This window comes from Pseudoalteromonas sp. HF66 (genome assembly GCF_011806445.1).
GTDB classification, from domain to species: domain Bacteria; phylum Pseudomonadota; class Gammaproteobacteria; order Enterobacterales; family Alteromonadaceae; genus Pseudoalteromonas; species Pseudoalteromonas apostichopi.
In genome coordinates this window covers 43,982-61,947 of the sequence record NZ_JAATOU010000010.1, presented here as the reverse complement: position 1 = coordinate 61,947, position 17,966 = coordinate 43,982, and the positions used below count along the sequence as shown (strand labels likewise).

7 protein-coding genes are annotated in these 17,966 nt (G+C 37.2%); all 7 read left to right on the top strand.

Annotated elements, in window-relative coordinates:
* Nucleotides 1–1,896: a hypothetical protein gene (locus tag HCZ11_RS11555; RefSeq protein ID WP_167658474.1), complete on the top strand. Its 1,896-nt coding sequence runs from the start codon at nt 1–3 to the stop codon at nt 1,894–1,896.
* A complete protein-coding gene (locus HCZ11_RS11550) occupies nt 1,896–5,009 on the top strand; it encodes a poly-gamma-glutamate biosynthesis protein PgsC/CapC (protein ID WP_167658473.1) in 3,114 nt (1,037 codons plus the stop codon). The genes HCZ11_RS11555 and HCZ11_RS11550 overlap by 1 nt, the downstream gene beginning before the upstream one ends.
* The gene (locus HCZ11_RS11545) at nt 4,996–7,263 is read left to right on the top strand and encodes a hypothetical protein (RefSeq protein WP_130051931.1); all 2,268 of its coding nucleotides are present in this window, start codon (nt 4,996–4,998) and stop codon (nt 7,261–7,263) included. Before HCZ11_RS11550 ends, HCZ11_RS11545 begins: the two co-directional genes overlap by 14 nt.
* On the top strand, nt 7,253–7,996 hold the full coding sequence (locus HCZ11_RS11540; protein ID WP_167658472.1) for a hypothetical protein: 744 nt from the start codon (nt 7,253–7,255) through the stop codon (nt 7,994–7,996). Before HCZ11_RS11545 ends, HCZ11_RS11540 begins: the two co-directional genes overlap by 11 nt.
* Nucleotides 7,981–12,255: a TonB-dependent receptor gene (locus HCZ11_RS11535; protein WP_167658471.1), complete on the top strand. Its 4,275-nt coding sequence runs from the start codon at nt 7,981–7,983 to the stop codon at nt 12,253–12,255. The genes HCZ11_RS11540 and HCZ11_RS11535 overlap by 16 nt, the downstream gene beginning before the upstream one ends.
* The gene (locus tag HCZ11_RS11530) at nt 12,248–16,342 is read left to right on the top strand and encodes a poly-gamma-glutamate synthase PgsB (RefSeq protein ID WP_167658470.1); all 4,095 of its coding nucleotides are present in this window, start codon (nt 12,248–12,250) and stop codon (nt 16,340–16,342) included. Before HCZ11_RS11535 ends, HCZ11_RS11530 begins: the two co-directional genes overlap by 8 nt.
* Before the next feature lie 252 nt (nt 16,343–16,594).
* Nucleotides 16,595–17,836: a DUF642 domain-containing protein gene (locus HCZ11_RS11525; protein WP_130051935.1), complete on the top strand. Its 1,242-nt coding sequence runs from the start codon at nt 16,595–16,597 to the stop codon at nt 17,834–17,836.
* Nucleotides 17,837–17,966 lie beyond the last annotated feature (130 nt).

Sequence of the window (17,966 nt, the reverse complement as noted above, 5' to 3'; positions counted from 1 at the left end):
TTGGCTGCATTACAACAGTTGTTGCGATTAACGCAGCAAAGAGCCTTTTGGTTCACTGTTTTCTTATTTGCGATTGTGCTTTTTAGTAACCTGCTGAACATATTTCAAGCGAGTGATGCTTTTTTCTATAAAAAAATAAGCTCGTTTAGTAGCACTCAGAAAACAAACGTTGTGCTCATCACAAGTGAAAGTCTCAGCACTAATCATTCAGACTTAGTCACTCAGCTATCCGAGTATCAGCCAAGAGCAATCATCATGTTAGCTGATGAGCCACTACAGCCTGCAACCAAGGAAGGGGTTTTCTATCCTTATGCTAGTAGTGAGTATTGCATGCCAAAGGTAGAGATTTGGGCAACCTATCAAATGCGTATCCCCGCTGCTGATAATCTTGAATGTGAAAGTGTATGGCAAGCTGTTTTTAATTATAACCATGACAAATCTAAACTGATTAATTTCAGATTAGACGTATCTGCGCTTCCAAAATTTACCGCTAAGCGAATACTTAACTTCGACGTTATGAGTGAACAACTTGAAGATAAAGTGCTCATTGTTGGTCAACAAGCTGCTGAATTTAATGTAAATATACATGCTCCTAAACTTGAAGGCCTAAATGATCCTTTACTTCTTTTTGCTTACATCGCTGATAGTATTGAGAAAAACAGCACTATAAATGAGCTTAATTTTGCTATATCGGTAGTATTTGCACAGGTTTTTGTGTTTACTTTGCTGTTTTTCTATCAAAAAATATCTATAAGTTATTCATTTCTAGTCGCTTTCGGCATAACTATATTTTGGTGTGCTGCCGGCTACTTTTTAGTGAACTTTACAAAACTTTTCATTCCAATTGGTCAATACATCACACTGACCTTTGCAACTTTAATTTGGGTTGTAGTTGCTCGAAAAATTTCTGAAGACAAAGAGCTCACAGCTGATGTAAATAACATTCAGCAGATGATGATGGGCCGTTATATTCCTCAAAGTTTTATTGAGCACCCATCCCCATGGGATCCCATTATTCAATTAATAAGTCAGCAATTAGATCTGGAGAAATCAATCTTTTTAGCCCGTAAAGAAGACGACCACCGAGTAGTTGAAATTCGCGCAATAAATTGCCAACTCGATGATATCCAAGAAATGAGAAGAGACTATCAACGCACACCTTATAGTAATGCGTTAAAGTCATTAGGCATTGTGAAAATAAACCGTCCTTTTTTTAAACAGGTCATTAAAGGTGAAATTGAATTCATTGCGCCACTTGTATACGCTGGTGATGTACGTGGCTTTTGGGCTCTATCAATTGTTCCTAACCAAAGCTTTCATCAGCAAGCGTTTGAAAAAAACGTTAATAAGTTTGCTGCCCAAGTTGCTGAGCTCCTATTCCATTACCATATATTTAAAACAACACAGGCTAAGAATCGAACTCTAATTAATAGACTACTTACATTTAAGCTTCACGAATCGGTTAGCCAGAAGGTTAAAAGCTCACTTAATGAAATGGAGCAAAAGCTAACCACCTTAGAAATGGTATTTAACCATACCAGTCCTGCTACAGTGTTATTTAATTTGTTCGGTCAAATTATTCAAACCAATGCTTCTTTAGAGCACTTTGCTAAGCAGCACCAAATTGCTATTTTTGAAACGACAGCCCTTGATTTACTTTGTCGAAGTTGCGCACTTGATATCGAAACTGCAAAAGGGAAATTACGCTACATAACTCTAAATAAAGCCACTGTTGAGCTACCTGCTAACCTAGATAAACATAGTTATACGCTTATTATTAGAGCACTTCATTCCGATAACTCGCAAACCGCATCCGGTGCGCCTTTTCAAGTGTCTGGAATATTATTTGAATTTATTAAAGACACTCCAGAAGTAATTCCGGAGGCTAGACTTTAATGGACTTCGTTTTAGCGCTTTTTCCTGCAGGTAGCGGACTGGGTCAATCCGTTATTACAACTGTTTGGGTCGGGACTTCCGTTGTATGCCTACTCAATTTGCGCTTTGGATTTCCACTTACAGGCCTTGTAGTTCCGGGTTATCTTGTGCCATTACTCATAATTAGCCCCACCTCAGCAGCAGTTATCATTATAGAAGCTATTGTTGTATATGGGTTTATGCGTATAAGTGCAAGTTACTTGATGGAGCGCTTTGGTTACAGTGAAATGTTTGGCAGAGACCGCTTTTTTGCCATCATCTTAATCAGTATCTTAGTCCGTGTTTGTATGGATACTCTATTTTGGCCAATCATAGCTGACCAGTTAAGCCTATGGGATATTACTTTTGATTATGCATCTCAGCTTTATTCTTTAGGTCTTATTATTATCGCATTAACAGCTAACGTAATGTGGAATGGCGGTTTTAAGTATGGTCTGAAAGTAAGTTTTATTCAGTTATTCATCACTTATATATTGGTGCGATTTGTACTCATGCCGTTTACCAATTTTAGCATCGCTAATTTAGGTATAATGTATGAAGCTGTTGCCGCATCTATTATTGCTGCCCCTAAAGCCTATATTATTTTGGTTATTACAGCCTTTTTGGCCTCTCGTGCAAATTTAAAGTATGGCTGGGAATTTAACGGTATCATGCTACCTGCGTTATTAGCTTTACAGCTAACGCAACCAAGTAAAATTTTAACCTCATTTATAGAAACTGCCGTTATATTAACGGTAGGAAGCTCTCTGATTCATTATACTCGCCTAAGGCATGCACATATTGAAGGTGCCAGATTACTGATGCTATTTTTTACCATAGGCTTTATTTTTAAGCTTGTTTTAAACTATATCGTCGTTTGGTTCTTTCCAACGGTTAAAGTAACCGACACCTTTGCATTTGGGTATATGCTCGCTACCTTACTTGCCCTTAAGATTTATCAAAAAAATGCACTGGGTCTGGTACTTAGAGCTACATTTCAAACTTCTGTAATAGGTGGAAGCCTTGCCATTATTGTTGGCTTTTTAGTCATGCTTGTGCCTTCTTTACTAATAAAACAAAGTATTAGCCCTGAAGCAGAAAACTTACAAGTCATAACACTTAACCAGCAAGTGAGTCAGTATAAAAGCTATTTATATACCACTCGCTCCAATAGAGTAACGGTAAGTAGCTATAAAGCAAGTCAAGCTGTATCTGACTTCAAATATGCTATTTATCAACTGAACAAAGCCATCGAGAATAAGCAAAAAATGGGGCATCTCAGTGCCATGTTCAATTCTATCGGCTTTAAGCTTGTGAGTGATGATAATTATGTATATCTAATAGATATTGTTGAGAATCAACAACGTGGTTTATTTGTAATTAATAAAAAACCACAGACAAATTTAATAATCACTGTGCCCTACCCTATAACTGAGGGCCTTGCTAGTGACTCTGCAGCTCTTATCTTTCAACACTTAAAAAGCAAAGCACTCGTTTTTGGAGCCACAAGGACGCCTCAAGTAACGTTGACGAAAGAAAATCAACAAAGTCCATTTTACCAAGCTTTCATTAATGCATTGGAAATTAATGAGCTGTTACAGGTTCGCGAATCTAACCGTCATACTGCAGCTTTACTCAAAAGCACTCCTAGTGATGTAAAAAGCCAATATTGGATCTTTAATCGACTTCCAGAATCTATAAGTCAGCGCGAGATCCATGAATTTTTAGGCAGTGAAGCAACTTATTTTGGTAAAGCCGCCAAAAGTAGTTTACCAGCAACAGACTTTACCGGGTCTATGCTTGAGGTCTTTCTTGATGGAGATAATTACACCAATATTTTGGCGTATATTTACCGTGAAAATTATCGCTATAGTAATTTAAAACTTAATATTATCAATGAAGATATGGCTCATATTGTCGATGACTTTTCCGCTTATATCAGCAGTAAAGGCAGTTTCAATTATCAGCCATTAACTCACAGCCAAGTAGCCCTTTGGGAATTTGAAGTCTTAACACCACTTTATAAGTTAATTGAGCAAATTGGCAACTCATCACTTAATGAAGATGTATTAAATCACTTAAAACAGATTAATGGCACAGCCGAATTACTCAATTACCAGCTACAACTTGTACAAAATAGTAATGGGCGATACATACTGCTTAGCCCATTGCAAAGTAATGATGCACAGGCTCTTGGGCAAGGTATATATGCATTTTCACTGAGTAAACATGAAGCAATCAGTTTAAGTGTCCCAAGGCCAATATTCGAAGGGAATACGTTAAGTTTCGCAAGTGAGCTTTTCACTAATTCAAATGCTGCCAACTTATTAATTGCAGGTGCACATCCCTACGCTCACCCTGAGGCAAATGTTCTTGCAGCAAATAATGTCGGTTCATTATTCAATGTTGTTCATCAAAGCTATTCACGTTTTAAAGCACAACAACCAAGCTTAAATATTCAGATCCGTAGCCACAGTGCGCCATCATGGATCCGCCCTAACGCAATTGCATTTTCAAATACCCAAGTAAGGGATATTGCAACTCCTCTAATGGAAAAGCTCACTAAAGACTTAAGCAGTCTAGGAGTCAGCTATCAAGTAGTAGAAGGTCAAAAAGCCACTAGGGGCCTCGAAATTGGTAGTTCGCCACAATATGGATATCAACAGTTTAATTCAAACAGTGAACTGGCAACCTTATGGATTGCATCTGACTTTAAAGAACAGTTTTCAATTGATCAAAACAGCCTTCTGATGCGCCTTCTCGCTATCTCGAATAACCCGACTGTAACCACAATAAATCTAGCTACTTTGTCGCCTTCAAACTGGGCAGCGCTCACTAGCCATGATAAACAAATAATCCAACGAAAAATTAATAAATATACTGCTGATAAACAAACTGCGGCCTTAAAGACGATATGTTCTGAACTAAATGAGTGTGTATTACAGACAATAAAATTAGAACAGTTGAATAAATTCGTACTGATGATCAAAAAGCAAAATAACCTCATCGCCATCTATAACCCAGCTAGCAATCAACTGATTGATATAGATGTTTTTAACAACATGATGGTTGGAGGCTTTAATGTATCTAATTAAACGCTTCCTAGCTATCTTAGCTATTATCACTGTTTTATTAATCGCCTTATTTACTTGGAATAGCTTTTTGATTTGGCTGGATTCAGCAGAACCGGTAAACCCAAAAACCAGTAAAGAGACTCGCTCAAAAGTTCAATGGTTAAGTACTAAAAAGCCACTGACTTATACATTTTCTAATCAGCGGACTCACTCACTGCGTATACTTTCAAATGCTGTATTTGATCAATCGGTTACTCTTGATAAACCAGTTAATTATGCCATCAAATATACTCTTTATAATGATAAAAAAGAGGTGATCTTAGATGAAACTTACCACCACGCTTCAAAGCTAGTTAACCAAAGTGAAGAGCAACAGATCAAACAAATCATTGAGAATAAACAATCGCTTAATGTTGCGTCTGGGCAATCATTTTACCTGCCAATAGCTCATTACCCTACGGCAAAAAGCGTAGCGTTATTACTTATCCCTGAAGAAAAATCAATTCAAGGCGTGGTAGTTCGAGTTCATGCGAAAACCCCCGTTCAAAACGTTGATCCACTTAATAGTTGGTTAAAACGGCCTCTAGATAGACGTAAGCGCGCAACTGATTACCTTACCATGGGTGAAAATACTCTAACAAATACTGAAATAACGAATGCAATGGCATTTTGGTGGCAAAAAATTGCACCACAAGGTATTCCTGAAATCGACTTTAAGTCAGACATCCTATACGAAAGCTTACCGTATAATGTAATTAGTTATGACTTCAGTCAGCAGCAGTATAGCCTTGCAGCTTATTATACTAGAGGTAGTTTGTGTGCCAGTGTCAAGTTAGATGAAAGTGATAGCTTAATTTTCACTGTCAGTGATAACCAAAAACCCCCTTCATTGATCTGGTATGACAAACTTCAGTTTGAAGCGCCAAAAAAAATAAACTTTACTCAAACTGATGAAGTAAACACGTACAAAACCCCATTACTTAATGCGGGGTTAATTACAATCTGCAGTGAAAAAGAATTGTTAACTCAATGGCGAACAGAGTCTGGGGCAGTTATTTTAACAAGTTATGCTGGCAGTTATTTGATAAACCCAAAAGTGTCAGTTGAATTTGATATCGTCCCTGAAAGCCATCTAAATTTAGAACTTAGAACATTAAATAGCAGCCAAATATACGTAACTTTATACGACAATAATAAAAAACAAATCGAACGATATGCCGTCACTATAAAAGGTGAAGCATCTAAATTTGACCGGTTAATTGCTAGCAATACCCAGAGACAAGCGGTAGGCATGCTCACATCGTATTACCTACGTACACCGCAACAAGCACGCTATATTAAAGTTGAATCTAGCGACGATGTATACCTGCGTGTAAAGTCAAGACTCGCTAACTTTCATTATCAACGCCGCACTGCACATCAACCGCTTACGACTGAATCAACAGATGGCTTTTATGATATTGCAGCCTGGTATGAGCAAAAAGCAAGTAACCATTACGACTTGGCGCAGCGAGAACATTTCGTAAATATTCGTACTTTCACTCCACCTAGAGATATTGAGGAAACAACAACATACTACCAATCTAAGGAATTATTTAATGTTTTGCCATTATCAAATGTGGCACTTGGTTTAAGTCCAAAACGATATTATGAAAAGCCAGAGCCATCACAAGAATTTAATTTTGGGATCTATAATAACAATCACTACTTCCCCTCTTCTGGCGAAAACGATAACCGACTGATATTAAAAATAAATAACAATAGTGCTAATGAAGTCAAAACCGGTGATATCTCTTTGTCAGAAAAAATGAAATTAATTGATGAAGCAAATACTGTTTATCAAAATTGGTACGGTCATCGCCCTTGGGTAAAACAACGCCTTTACCAATTAGATAAAAATAAGCCAATTAAGCTGCTTTATTCGAAGAACAAACACCCAATAAGCATTGTCTTTAAAGCATTTCGTACTCAAAGTAATAAACCTATTACATTGAGTCTTGAACATACTGCTAATTACAAACTTGGCCTGACTAGTGAGTACAGTATTGCAAAGCAAAGTTATCAGCTACATAACTCTGAGCTATTAGAATCATTTTTAATTCACCCTAAAAAGAGCCAATTAGCTAGCTATCCTAGCGTTACATTCAAAGTCGCTAATGATATAGATTCTTTGCAGTCCGTGACTTTAACCTCTTCCGAAACGATTTGGCTATCAATACTTGAAGAGTATCTTGTAAAGGATCAGAAAGTAAGGTGGTGGAATAATGAACAATAAAATTATCGTTACTGTTCTTATATTATTTACCGCTGCATGTTGTGAGGCCGCTCAGCTAGAAAAACTCACTTCCAGCCTACGAGTTTGGTTGAATAACCAACAACGTGTACCAGAGCACTTTTCCATTAAGAATGGGGCTTTAGTAGCCAATAAGTCTCTTTTTTCGGGTGGTGAAATACATTTTAAAGCAAAAGGGAACACCTGTATTTCTTATGCTCCACATAGATATTTTGATAAACACACATTGCAAATTGCTAAAGCCTTATTTAGTGAGTGCCAAGTGTTATTGACTAATACGAAACACCGAAATAGCCGTGATTCCGATGGCAAAATAATCGATTTTAGCAAATATAAAAATAGCAGTAGTAACGCATTTATACTTGCGTACAGCAGTTCAGTTAAATCATTTTCGATTTATCAAATCCATGGATTTGCAAAGGAAAAGCGAACCACAGAGCAAGGACGAAAAGCAGATATTATTTTAAGCGAAGGCCATGTATTCGCCTCTAAACGAACTTTAGACATTGCTCAATGCCTCATTAATAAGCTAGGTATTAATGCATTGGTTTATGGGCGCGATGTGCATGAGTTGGGTGGAACACACAATGTTCTTAATTCGCTGGCTCCTGTTAATAGTCAGTTTTTCCATATCGAGTTAAGTCGCGAGCTGCGAGAGCAGTTAATTATTAACAACCAACTTTTAAAGCAGTTTAGCCTATGCCTTACTTCATAATAGCCTTTATAACATTAACGCTGCTAGCCTATAAACCAGCTCTTGCCGTACAACAAGAACATGCTGTTCTGCAGCCTCCTATCTGGTTAAAAACCTCTCCAAAGCTAGACGTGCTCGCAACCACACAAGAGATGCAATTTGATTCGTATGAGCATCAATATTTATGGCTACCCGAAGGGCACTGGTTAGAGTTCAACCCTGAGTTATTCGACAAGTTCATTATGAGTGTGGGTAACACACAATATATACAGCAACGAGTTCAAATGGATCGTGACTTATTATGTTTAGAAAAACGGTGTCAACTTCCTGCTCTTGGGCATAACCGTGTTGTAGCGATTCAAAACCGTCAAAATGAGCGGGCTGAATTTTCTGCGCAAGTCGGTCACTATCAAACCACTGTTGATAGCTTTAAACGAGCCCTAAAACTTGCTAAGCCATCAGTATTACTTTCTTCAAGAAAAGGCAGCGAACGGTTTTATAAGTTCGATAAAGGTGATGAGGTCACTCTATATTTTCCTGATGCAAAAAAAATTAAGCTTTCGGTCAGAAAGAATATGGACTCTTTAGATAGCCATGGTGCTGTCTATGCCTACACAGATGAAGTTCTTACTGCAAAAGTTAACATCATCAATAACCCGGCCCTTGAATACCAAAACCAAAATGTTGGCTTGGTGAATAGTGACTATTTAGCTATTGATGCGGGCCAATATTTAACCATTAAAAGCTATGCCGATTCGTATGTAAAAATATCGCAAAGCCACAGAGCCATATACGATGATTCGACAGCCATAAAAGTTGAAGAAAAACTACTACTCCCCTACTGGTTAAAAACTGCCAATGATGCAATGGAATCAGTTTACAATGAGTATTCACTGAATGTTTTTAGTGACAGTGTATTTACAAAAAATAACTCCCTCGCAGTTAAGCGCTACTATGATTTGCTTGGCTTAATGTCCACACAAACTTTACTAGAAGGGAGCAGCGTAGTTCATGCTTCGAGCCAATCAAAAAAACGGCTAATTACTGAACTTGAAGAGCAAAGATTAGTTGATGATCAATTTTATCCACGCATTAATAAACAGGTCAGACATATTACGTCGCTTTCACAGATGGCTTTGAATTTTGACTTATTAAGCCAAAAACGAGTCACGCCGTGGCTTACCTTTGTTGCCCGTAGTAATAAAGACAGTCAATTTAAACTTATTGTTGGTGATAAAAGCTGGTTGGTTAATGTTAAAGCTACAAAAGAATACCAAACAATTCACGTCTCAGTGCCATTAAACAGCAAAACGATGACAATTCAGAAAACCACTGATGATGTGCCTGGTATTGATTTTGCTGTTTATGCCAGGACACTTACAGATTTTCCAAGTAATGAAGTACTTTATTTACAACCGGGAATCCTTTCTGAAAAAAGCCCTATTACAGCAGAGCTAATAACTGAGCACTTAAGGAAATTATATAGTGACTATTTAGCGCTAATTGAGCCTTATGCCCCAGCAAGAAGAAAAATTAAATTAGTTAATTGGCAGCAATCTTTGCTAACAGCTAAAGACTTAGCTAAGTCTGCACCTTTAGATGCGCTTGCCTTTTTAAAACCATTAACTCAAAACCCAAATCCACAGGTTGCTATTGAAGCATGGCAAATTAAAATAAATATTTTGCGTGAACAACAACAGTTTCATCTTGCAACAAGTTACTTAGAAGGACTATACAAGAGTACTCAACAAAGGGAATTACAGGAGTTTGCTTTAAAGTCTCTATTAAAAACCTACCAAGATGAGCACCAAGAAATAAAGTTGTTTGCTCTGTGCGCAGGAAACCAAAGCTTATTGGAAGAATGTAATAGTATTCTCACTAAGCTTGCAACTAAACAACAGAAAAATAGACTCGCAATATGGCTTTTAAACAAAAAGGATGAAACTCACACAATTAAGCAAGCTTATATGGCACTTGACTACCACAGTTTAAGTCCTGGATTTAAAGCTGAAGATAAGCAATATGAATTACTTTCTGGAGCCCAAGAAACATTAATAAACTCTCAAGGAAAATTGCAAAACACTGTGCTTTCACAGCATATGCCCTGGAAGTACACTGCGATAGAAGCGGTTAATTTAAGTATAAAAGCGCGCACAGAAGCCAAACAAAATGGCGAGTATCAAACTGCTTGGTTAAAGGCTGATAGTCAATACCAACATAAATTAATGCCAATATACAGCGATATTCCATCAACAACACTCATTGTTGAAAGCCAAAAAGCGGCTTCTGTTGCATCAACAATGATTGTGAGTCTGAAAGCAGGAGAGACACTCACTCTATCAGCTGATCAGAAAGCCTTTATAGAGTTTAAAAATATACCTGACGCATTATATGAAGCTTTTGATTACCGCTCTGATGCTGCAAACCAGCTTGCTACAGACGATATTATGTCATTAGTTTATGCCTATGATGCCACACAAAACGACCTTTTAATTAATGGCTTATATCTATTATCTAAAAAGCGTTTAAACAATAATGAATATACGCAACTATTACAGCGAATAGCTACAATTCCTGCGAGTGCCGCATCGACCTTTTTACAAAATAGAATAGAAAGTTTTGGCCACTGGCAACCCTTAGATAGCCTAATCGATTATGCAGGTACGCGTCTTTTTAATATTCAAAGTGCAGCACAAACTAGCTTTGCTGATAGGTTTAACCAATTCAAGACGCATCTAAAAAATAATGATGGTTTATTGATTCGCCCATTTCATACCCTTTATATAGATTTGGCCGAAACAGAGGCAGAACAAATTCGCTTTGTATTTAATTTTTCTACCGCAGAGCTTGCCCAAGCTAATGTGGCAAACTTATCCATACAACTGGCTAACAGTTTAAAAATATGGTCTGTTACGGAGCAGCAAAGCATTCCCTTTACATTTAATAAACGGGAGTTAGATAATAATGTCATTGCCCTACACTGGCTTAACCCCTATTTATCTCAACAACTAAAAGTTGAAGTACAGCAATATATTGCGGGTCGGTGGAGAAAGATAGAATTACCTACAACGCTACTATTTTATTCTGTTATTCCCACTACCCCTTTGCTTGCGACTTTAAATGCAGATCGTTTAATCAAGTTAGAAAAGATAAATAGCTATAGTCGAAGTGAACGCCAATTTTTCCATCCTGCAGGCAAAATTGAAGTCAAATCATCGGAACTTGAACATGTTCGCCTGTATACTTGGGAGCTTAGTGATCTCAATAATAAGATTTCAGAATTTACACAAGCACAAATTCCTTTGCCTGATTTAGTAACTTATCGAGTACCAGAAAAGCAAACAATTGTAAGTGATCAAAAGTCATTTCAAAGTGATGATCTTAATTGGCAAGGTTTTATACAATTTGACCAACAAGAAATATTTCAAACCGCTGAAAATATCCCAACCCAACAGAGCATTGATATTGGCGCTCGTTTACGTATTAACGACGACAATGATTGGTACCAATTAGAAGGTTACTACTCATTTAGTAAAGAACAAACGGATCTAATTGCACTCAATGGTTACTATTCATGGCAAGATGATACAACTCCTTGGTATGTTGATGCGCAAATTCAAAGCCGTTGGCAACCAAGTCATAATGGATTTGATCTTCAATATGCCCTTGATAGTAGTTTCAGTGTAGGACAAAAATGGCAACGTGATTCTTCGCATCGTCACCAATGGCAGCTAACTCCATTTATTCGTTACAGTAGTGCTGATTTAAATGATTACCTCAGTGACGACCTACTTAATTCAAATGTATTTAATTTTTACCGTGAAAACCATGCCTCGGGATGGCAAGGGTTTTATCAATATCGTTATCATCCTTGGGTCGATAATTATTTAAATTTTGGTGTGTCATCAAGCTCAAACGATGATTGGACGAGCTTAGACTATCTGCACTTCAACACCAGTTGGAATCAATATTATCAAGATCACATTTTCCAACTTGGCATTGATAGCTATTACCGCTTTAAAGATGACAACCGTGCCACAGCTACGTGGCAATACATCACACAGTTTGCTTGGCAAACACAAATTAGTTTAGGTGATTTTTCACATGGTTGGCTAAAGGTGCGACTACAACAGGATTGGGTATGGGACAACCACAATATTAGCATCGAGTTTTCATCTGGTAACAACCAACATACCGGATTTACCCCTTTTGCCCATGATGAAATCATTTTCCCAGCACTTCAATTAAATCATTTGCTAGAGCACACTGACTATGAGTAACCACTTACTTACAAAACGCCTTGAAAACTTGCTTTTCGCAGACATTGCCAGTTTTTGGTTAGACTTATATCGCCAAAAATACCGCGAACTAGTTGATGAATTAAGTGAATGGGAATTAATAAAAAATCAGCCTGATGACTATGAGGAAGATGATTGGTTACTACTGCAAACTATTTCATTTTTAACTCATAAAATTGATACCCTACAAAGTCAATTAATCAAAATTGATGCCGATCACAGGCGCTTTATCGAGCGTTTAAATCATGCCGAATTAAAAGCTGAGCGTGAGTTTCATATTCTCGATTACGCGTATACTTTAGGTGCAAACCGAGAACAATTAAAAAAAGATCAAGATGCTTTTCAACGCTGGTTTGATGAGGGAGCTATCATCAACAGATACCAAGATAAACTCTCTGAACTTGAGCAATCTCTTAAGTTTTTAATAGGTAAACTGGGTGATTTAACTAATCGCTATTTACGGATCCACTCGGGGGAAATAACCAAATCATGGTTAACACTCAATTTAGAAAGCTTCTTTTTGGGGCTACTAGAAAAAAGTGAGAACGAAGCTATTCGTAACTCTATTTTTCGCGCCCTTGCCAACCAGGTAAACTTAATTAGCGAATATGTAAGTGAAACTCAATTCGATTCTGATCTTGTTGAGCTGTTATTACTATCTCTTGAAAAACAATCAACCCCACATGCTGCAAAAGTAGATATTTTAGAAATTCTGATCAATTTAAGACCCACTTTTACTCACTATTTTATGCGCTCTCAAATTGATTTAGATGTTTTACCAAATGAAAAAATCGAAGCTCAGCACCTGTTTTTATTGGCGTCATTTTCAAAAATTATATGTAAACAGCCTAAATTAAGTGAGGCTAATTATAAGCTTCTCATTTTACTTGCTAAGCATACTTACCCTCGAGTAAGGCAAAGTGTCATTGAACAATGCGCATTATTACCCAGGGCATTTGCTCTCAAACTATTAACAGTTCGGCTCCAAAAAGAAACCCATGAAGCGGTACGACTAACACTCATTAAGCAATTAACAGATCCTCGTTTAACCAAAGAGTTGCAAGTTTTTCACATATGGCGAAAACAACTGAAAATTGCACAAAGCTTTGCCCAGAAGCGTTTATTACTCGAGTTAACGCCAAGGATAATGTTCAACTTACAAGTTGATTATGATCAGCAAAGCCAAGCAGATATATTGTTTAAGTCTTTTATCAATGTCTTAAATACGCAGCTTGAAAATGAGAAAGATACTGCCGTAAAGCGAATTATTAGCCGTGTCAGAGAGCAGCTTGTCAGCTTTGTGTACCAGCAACAAGTCGCTGAGCTCGAGTTTAACTTAAACTCAAACTTTACCATTAATTTAAACTCTGAATGGGTTGAGCAAGATTTATTAGGCCGACTTTTGAGTAAGCAAGCGCAGAATAATGAAGCCTTTAATGTAGCAATGAAAAATAAAGGCTGGCAAATACAACGAGGTTACAGGCGGGGCTTTCGTTTTTGGCGGCTATGGCATGAATTTAAAAATCCAAGTACAGGTAAACGCCAAAGCTTTAATCATGTAAAAGCCAGAAAACCAAGTGCATTTATGCATGTGCCGAGCTGCACCGTCGCGGAGATTAGCCAAACGGAGGTACCTGGAGAGCCCCGGTTTGATGCTAAACAGTTTAGTGCTCGACCTCATTTACCTATGTTAGATTTTCTACTGAGTACATTGTCACAAGACAATCTGAAAACGCCAGCTAAATCGTTCACTCCTGATGGTATTTTAATCGTCACCCCTCCCTGTAACGTACTCCAACGCATGTTTGCGTATAGCTGGATTTCTTTCAACTTTGAAAAATTAGATGATTTACGAAATGGTTCTGACCACGAACAACAAGACTTTCTAGAGTTAATAAAAGCAAGAGGCTTCACACTTGATTTCCAACAATATGGATCAGTGCTTAATGCCGAATTCCCTGTTGAGCCGAGTATTGCCAACTTATATCAAAAACTATCCCTCACGCCCTTCTTGTTTAATATGTGGTCAAGCTTTAAAGAATATGCCTATTCGCTTTATCAAAATAGTATTGGTCAACTGATCTTTTTCGTTATGGCTTTCGCAGCCTACTTTTGGGCTCGCCACATAAAAATAAGTAGGCAAATAAAGTCAGATAGAGCCAAAATTCCCGTTTCAATCGGGGGTTGGGGAACACGAGGAAAGTCAGGAACTGAACGATTAAAAGCAGCATTATTTAGTAGTTTAACTCTTAAAGTGATTAGTAAAACAACAGGTTGTGAAGCAACTCTTATTTATGCAAGAGCAAGTGGAGAGCAATTCGAAATTCCATTATTCAGACCTTTTGATAAAGCGAGTATTTGGGAACAAAGCGATGTTTTGCATTTTGCAACAAAAGTAAAAGCCGATGTATTTCTTTGGGAATGTATGGGATTGACCCCGCGCTATGTAAAAATATTAAGGAATTGGATGGATGATAACTTTTCAACTATTACCAATGCTTACCCAGACCATGAGGATACATTAGGTCCAACAGGAATTGATGTTGCAAATGAAACAAGCCATTTTATCGGTGAGAATAGTTTAGTGTTCACCAGCGAACAAAATATGAACCCAATTCTTGAATTAAATGCAAAACAAAAAAACGCTAACTTAATTCAAGTTCACTGGGCCGATGGTTTGCAAATAACTGATGACATTCGCTCTTTATACCCCTACCAGGAACATCCATCCAATATAGCACTCGTGTGCAAAATGGCGGAACATATCGGCTTAAATAAAGATTATGTATTCAAAGAAACATCCGCACGAATAGTGCCTGATATTGGCGTATTAAAGCACTTTACTGAAGCGCCTATCGGAAAAATTAGTCAATCGTTCGTCAATAGCATGTCTGCAAACGAACGCTTAGCTACATTAGAAAACTGGCAGCGCCTTAAGCTTGAAAGATTAAATAACGACCCAAAAAACCAGGTAATCGCGCTTATAAATAATCGTAACGACCGTGTCGCGCGCTCAAAAGTTTTTGCTGCGATGCTCAGTAATGACCTACGTTTTGACCGTGTTGTGGTAATAGGAAGTAATGTAGAGGGATTCTACAGTTACTTTCTCGATGCATTTATAGAAAGAGTAGAAAAGTTAATTGAAATTAATGATCTCGAAAGCCTAGATAAGCTTCTAGAGCAATTTAATTTACTCACCAGAGCTGAAGTTAGAGCAAGGTTTAGAATTGCATATGGCAGTGTAGCAGCTGAGAATTTACTTACACTTAGCGAGGGGGTTGTTAATAAATCTTACATAAAAGAGATCACAGGAGAGATCCCTGATCAAGAACTAACCACAATTCTCTATACCCTGCGTATTTATTATCAGCGTATGCACCTGGATTACCTAAAAAGTGATATCGCAAAGAATAGTAAAGAAATAAAAGAACGCTTGATTTCCATCCTCCAATCTAAAGTCACATTACTTGACGATAGCAATATATCTGCAGATGAAATAACCAATTCGATTGCGGATTTAGCTTTGCCCAATACTCATCAGGTCGTTGTTGGTATGCAAAACATTAAAGGGGCAGGGTTAAATTACGTTTATGCCTGGCAGCAATGGCAAAAAATATCACAAACTATTACGAATATGCTGAGTAAGCACTGCACAGCTAAAGAGTTCAGAACGGCATTAACTAGTTTAAATATGATAGTGTCATTTAACTTACTTGAAACTGACTACTTAAAACAAAAGTTAGATATATTGAAGAAAAGTCAGCTTGCTCAAAATGAGTTCTGCCAAGCAGAAATAACGACTCTTCAAGAAAAAGTTAATGAGGAGTATTTAAAAGTAGACGAAGAAAATTCGCAATCTCGCCCTACTCGTTACTTTAACCAAGTGATCGAATCATTTTTAGATGCAGGTGCTGCTGTAAAACGTAAAAAACGTGCTATTCAAATATACAATGATATAGCAGAACAGCGCATAACATTAGAAAAAGCAATTAAATTACTTAGCGAGATGAACCGTAACCAAAAGTCAGGTTGGTTCACAAATAAACGAAAACTTTACGACAAAAAATAAGAGAACTTTATTATCAATAAAAATAAAAATAATAATGAAAAATAATAAAAATAAATTCAAAAAAGAAAACACAAATAAAACAAAAACAAAAATAAGAAATTTCCTACAAACAAAAATAACCAGCCTCATCAATATATTATGTGCAAATTAAAAATAAAACAAAATAAAACAGCGTACCTAAATTGAAAATAACTTTATAAAAGATAAAAATATAACTGATAAAACATTTTATCTAATACAAAGGATAGTTATATGAAAAGTTTATTTTATAAGTTAGCTGTATTACCACTTGCTATTACCTCTGCACTTGCCGTGGCTAACACAAATTTGATCGAAAATGGATCATTCGAAGCCGAGGTTGTCACTGATCATAATGGCCAATGGCAATTATTCAATGAAATCACTGGTTGGACACGCAGCGAAAACGCACCTTTTGAAATACAAACGAGTAGTCTAGGAATTCTCAAAGCGAAAGAAGGCCAAAAATATTTAGAACTTGGCTCTACGCAGCAATATAGCGTGTCTCAAGCCGTAGCTACAACAGCTGGTAAAATGTATGAAATTAGCTTCTATTACTCAGCACGTGTGTCTGGTGATGATACAGCGAGTACAGTTGAAGTGCTGTGGAATGGTGAATCCTTAGGTGTTGTTAATGCTAAATTTAAAGGTTGGACTAAGTACAGCTTTACTGTAGAGGCAACTGGCACAAGTTCAGAGATTACATTAGCTGGCGTTGGTAGCAGAAGTAGTGTGGGTGGCTTCATCGATAATGTTTCTGTAAGTGAAGCTACAGAATACTGCTCAGTCCAAGCGGGTTTGTATGCAATTAATAAATATGGTTCTGATTCAGAAGGCTATATTTACCACTTAGACCCTGAAACATCAGCTGTAACAAAAGTTGCTGGTGTTACTAATACAGCTGCAAACATAGCAGGTATGGACGGTAAGCTATACTTTATGGAAAAGCTAGATAGTGAGACTAGAGACTCAAAAATTTACAGTCTAGATTTAGCATCAAATACGCAAAGCGAAGTCGCAGATACTAACTCTTATACTATTATTCGTTCTACAGTTTCTCCTGATGGTCTTAACTTACGTGCAACAAGCAAAACCTACATGTATGACTTCAACCTTGAAACTGGTGAAAAGACAGTTCTAGGAAAACTAAGCTACGAAGGTGAAGAGTTCATAGGTGGTGATATTGCATACTCAAGTGACAATAACGTACTTTATGCATTAACTGAACAAGCACTATACACAGTTGATCAAGATACTTTAGAACTTACGTTAGTAGGTGAGCATGGAGTTAACTGGGCATCAGGCCTTGCAGTTGCCGATGATGGTACGATCTATGTTACTGGAAGAAAGAGTGGTCAAAGCGCGAAGCTTTATACGCTAGATCAAAACACTGCTGAAGCAACATATATAATGCGAGGTCCAGCTAATCTAAATGATCTAACATTTATTAGTGGGTCAACTTGCTCAACACAGTAAACTTTTAATATTATAAATGCCAGTTAAATACTGGCATTTATAACTATAAAAACTTCAACACGAAACACTCACCTAACGCCCTCAAAAAAATAAAAACAAAATATCAATAAAAAACCTTAAAGCAATAAAA

What these genes read in the sequence shown, in the direction of transcription:
- HCZ11_RS11550 (WP_167658473.1), top strand. Translation starts at nt 1,896, where the DNA reads ATGGACTTCGTTTTAGCGCTTTTTCCTGCAGGTAGCGGACTGGGTCAA.
- HCZ11_RS11545 (WP_130051931.1), top strand. Translation starts at nt 4,996, where the DNA reads ATGTATCTAATTAAACGCTTCCTAGCTATCTTAGCTATTATCACTGTT.
- HCZ11_RS11540 (WP_167658472.1), top strand. Translation starts at nt 7,253, where the DNA reads ATGAACAATAAAATTATCGTTACTGTTCTTATATTATTTACCGCTGCA.
- HCZ11_RS11535 (WP_167658471.1), top strand. Translation starts at nt 7,981, where the DNA reads ATGCCTTACTTCATAATAGCCTTTATAACATTAACGCTGCTAGCCTAT.
- HCZ11_RS11530 (WP_167658470.1), top strand. Translation starts at nt 12,248, where the DNA reads ATGAGTAACCACTTACTTACAAAACGCCTTGAAAACTTGCTTTTCGCA.
- HCZ11_RS11525 (WP_130051935.1), top strand. Translation starts at nt 16,595, where the DNA reads ATGAAAAGTTTATTTTATAAGTTAGCTGTATTACCACTTGCTATTACC.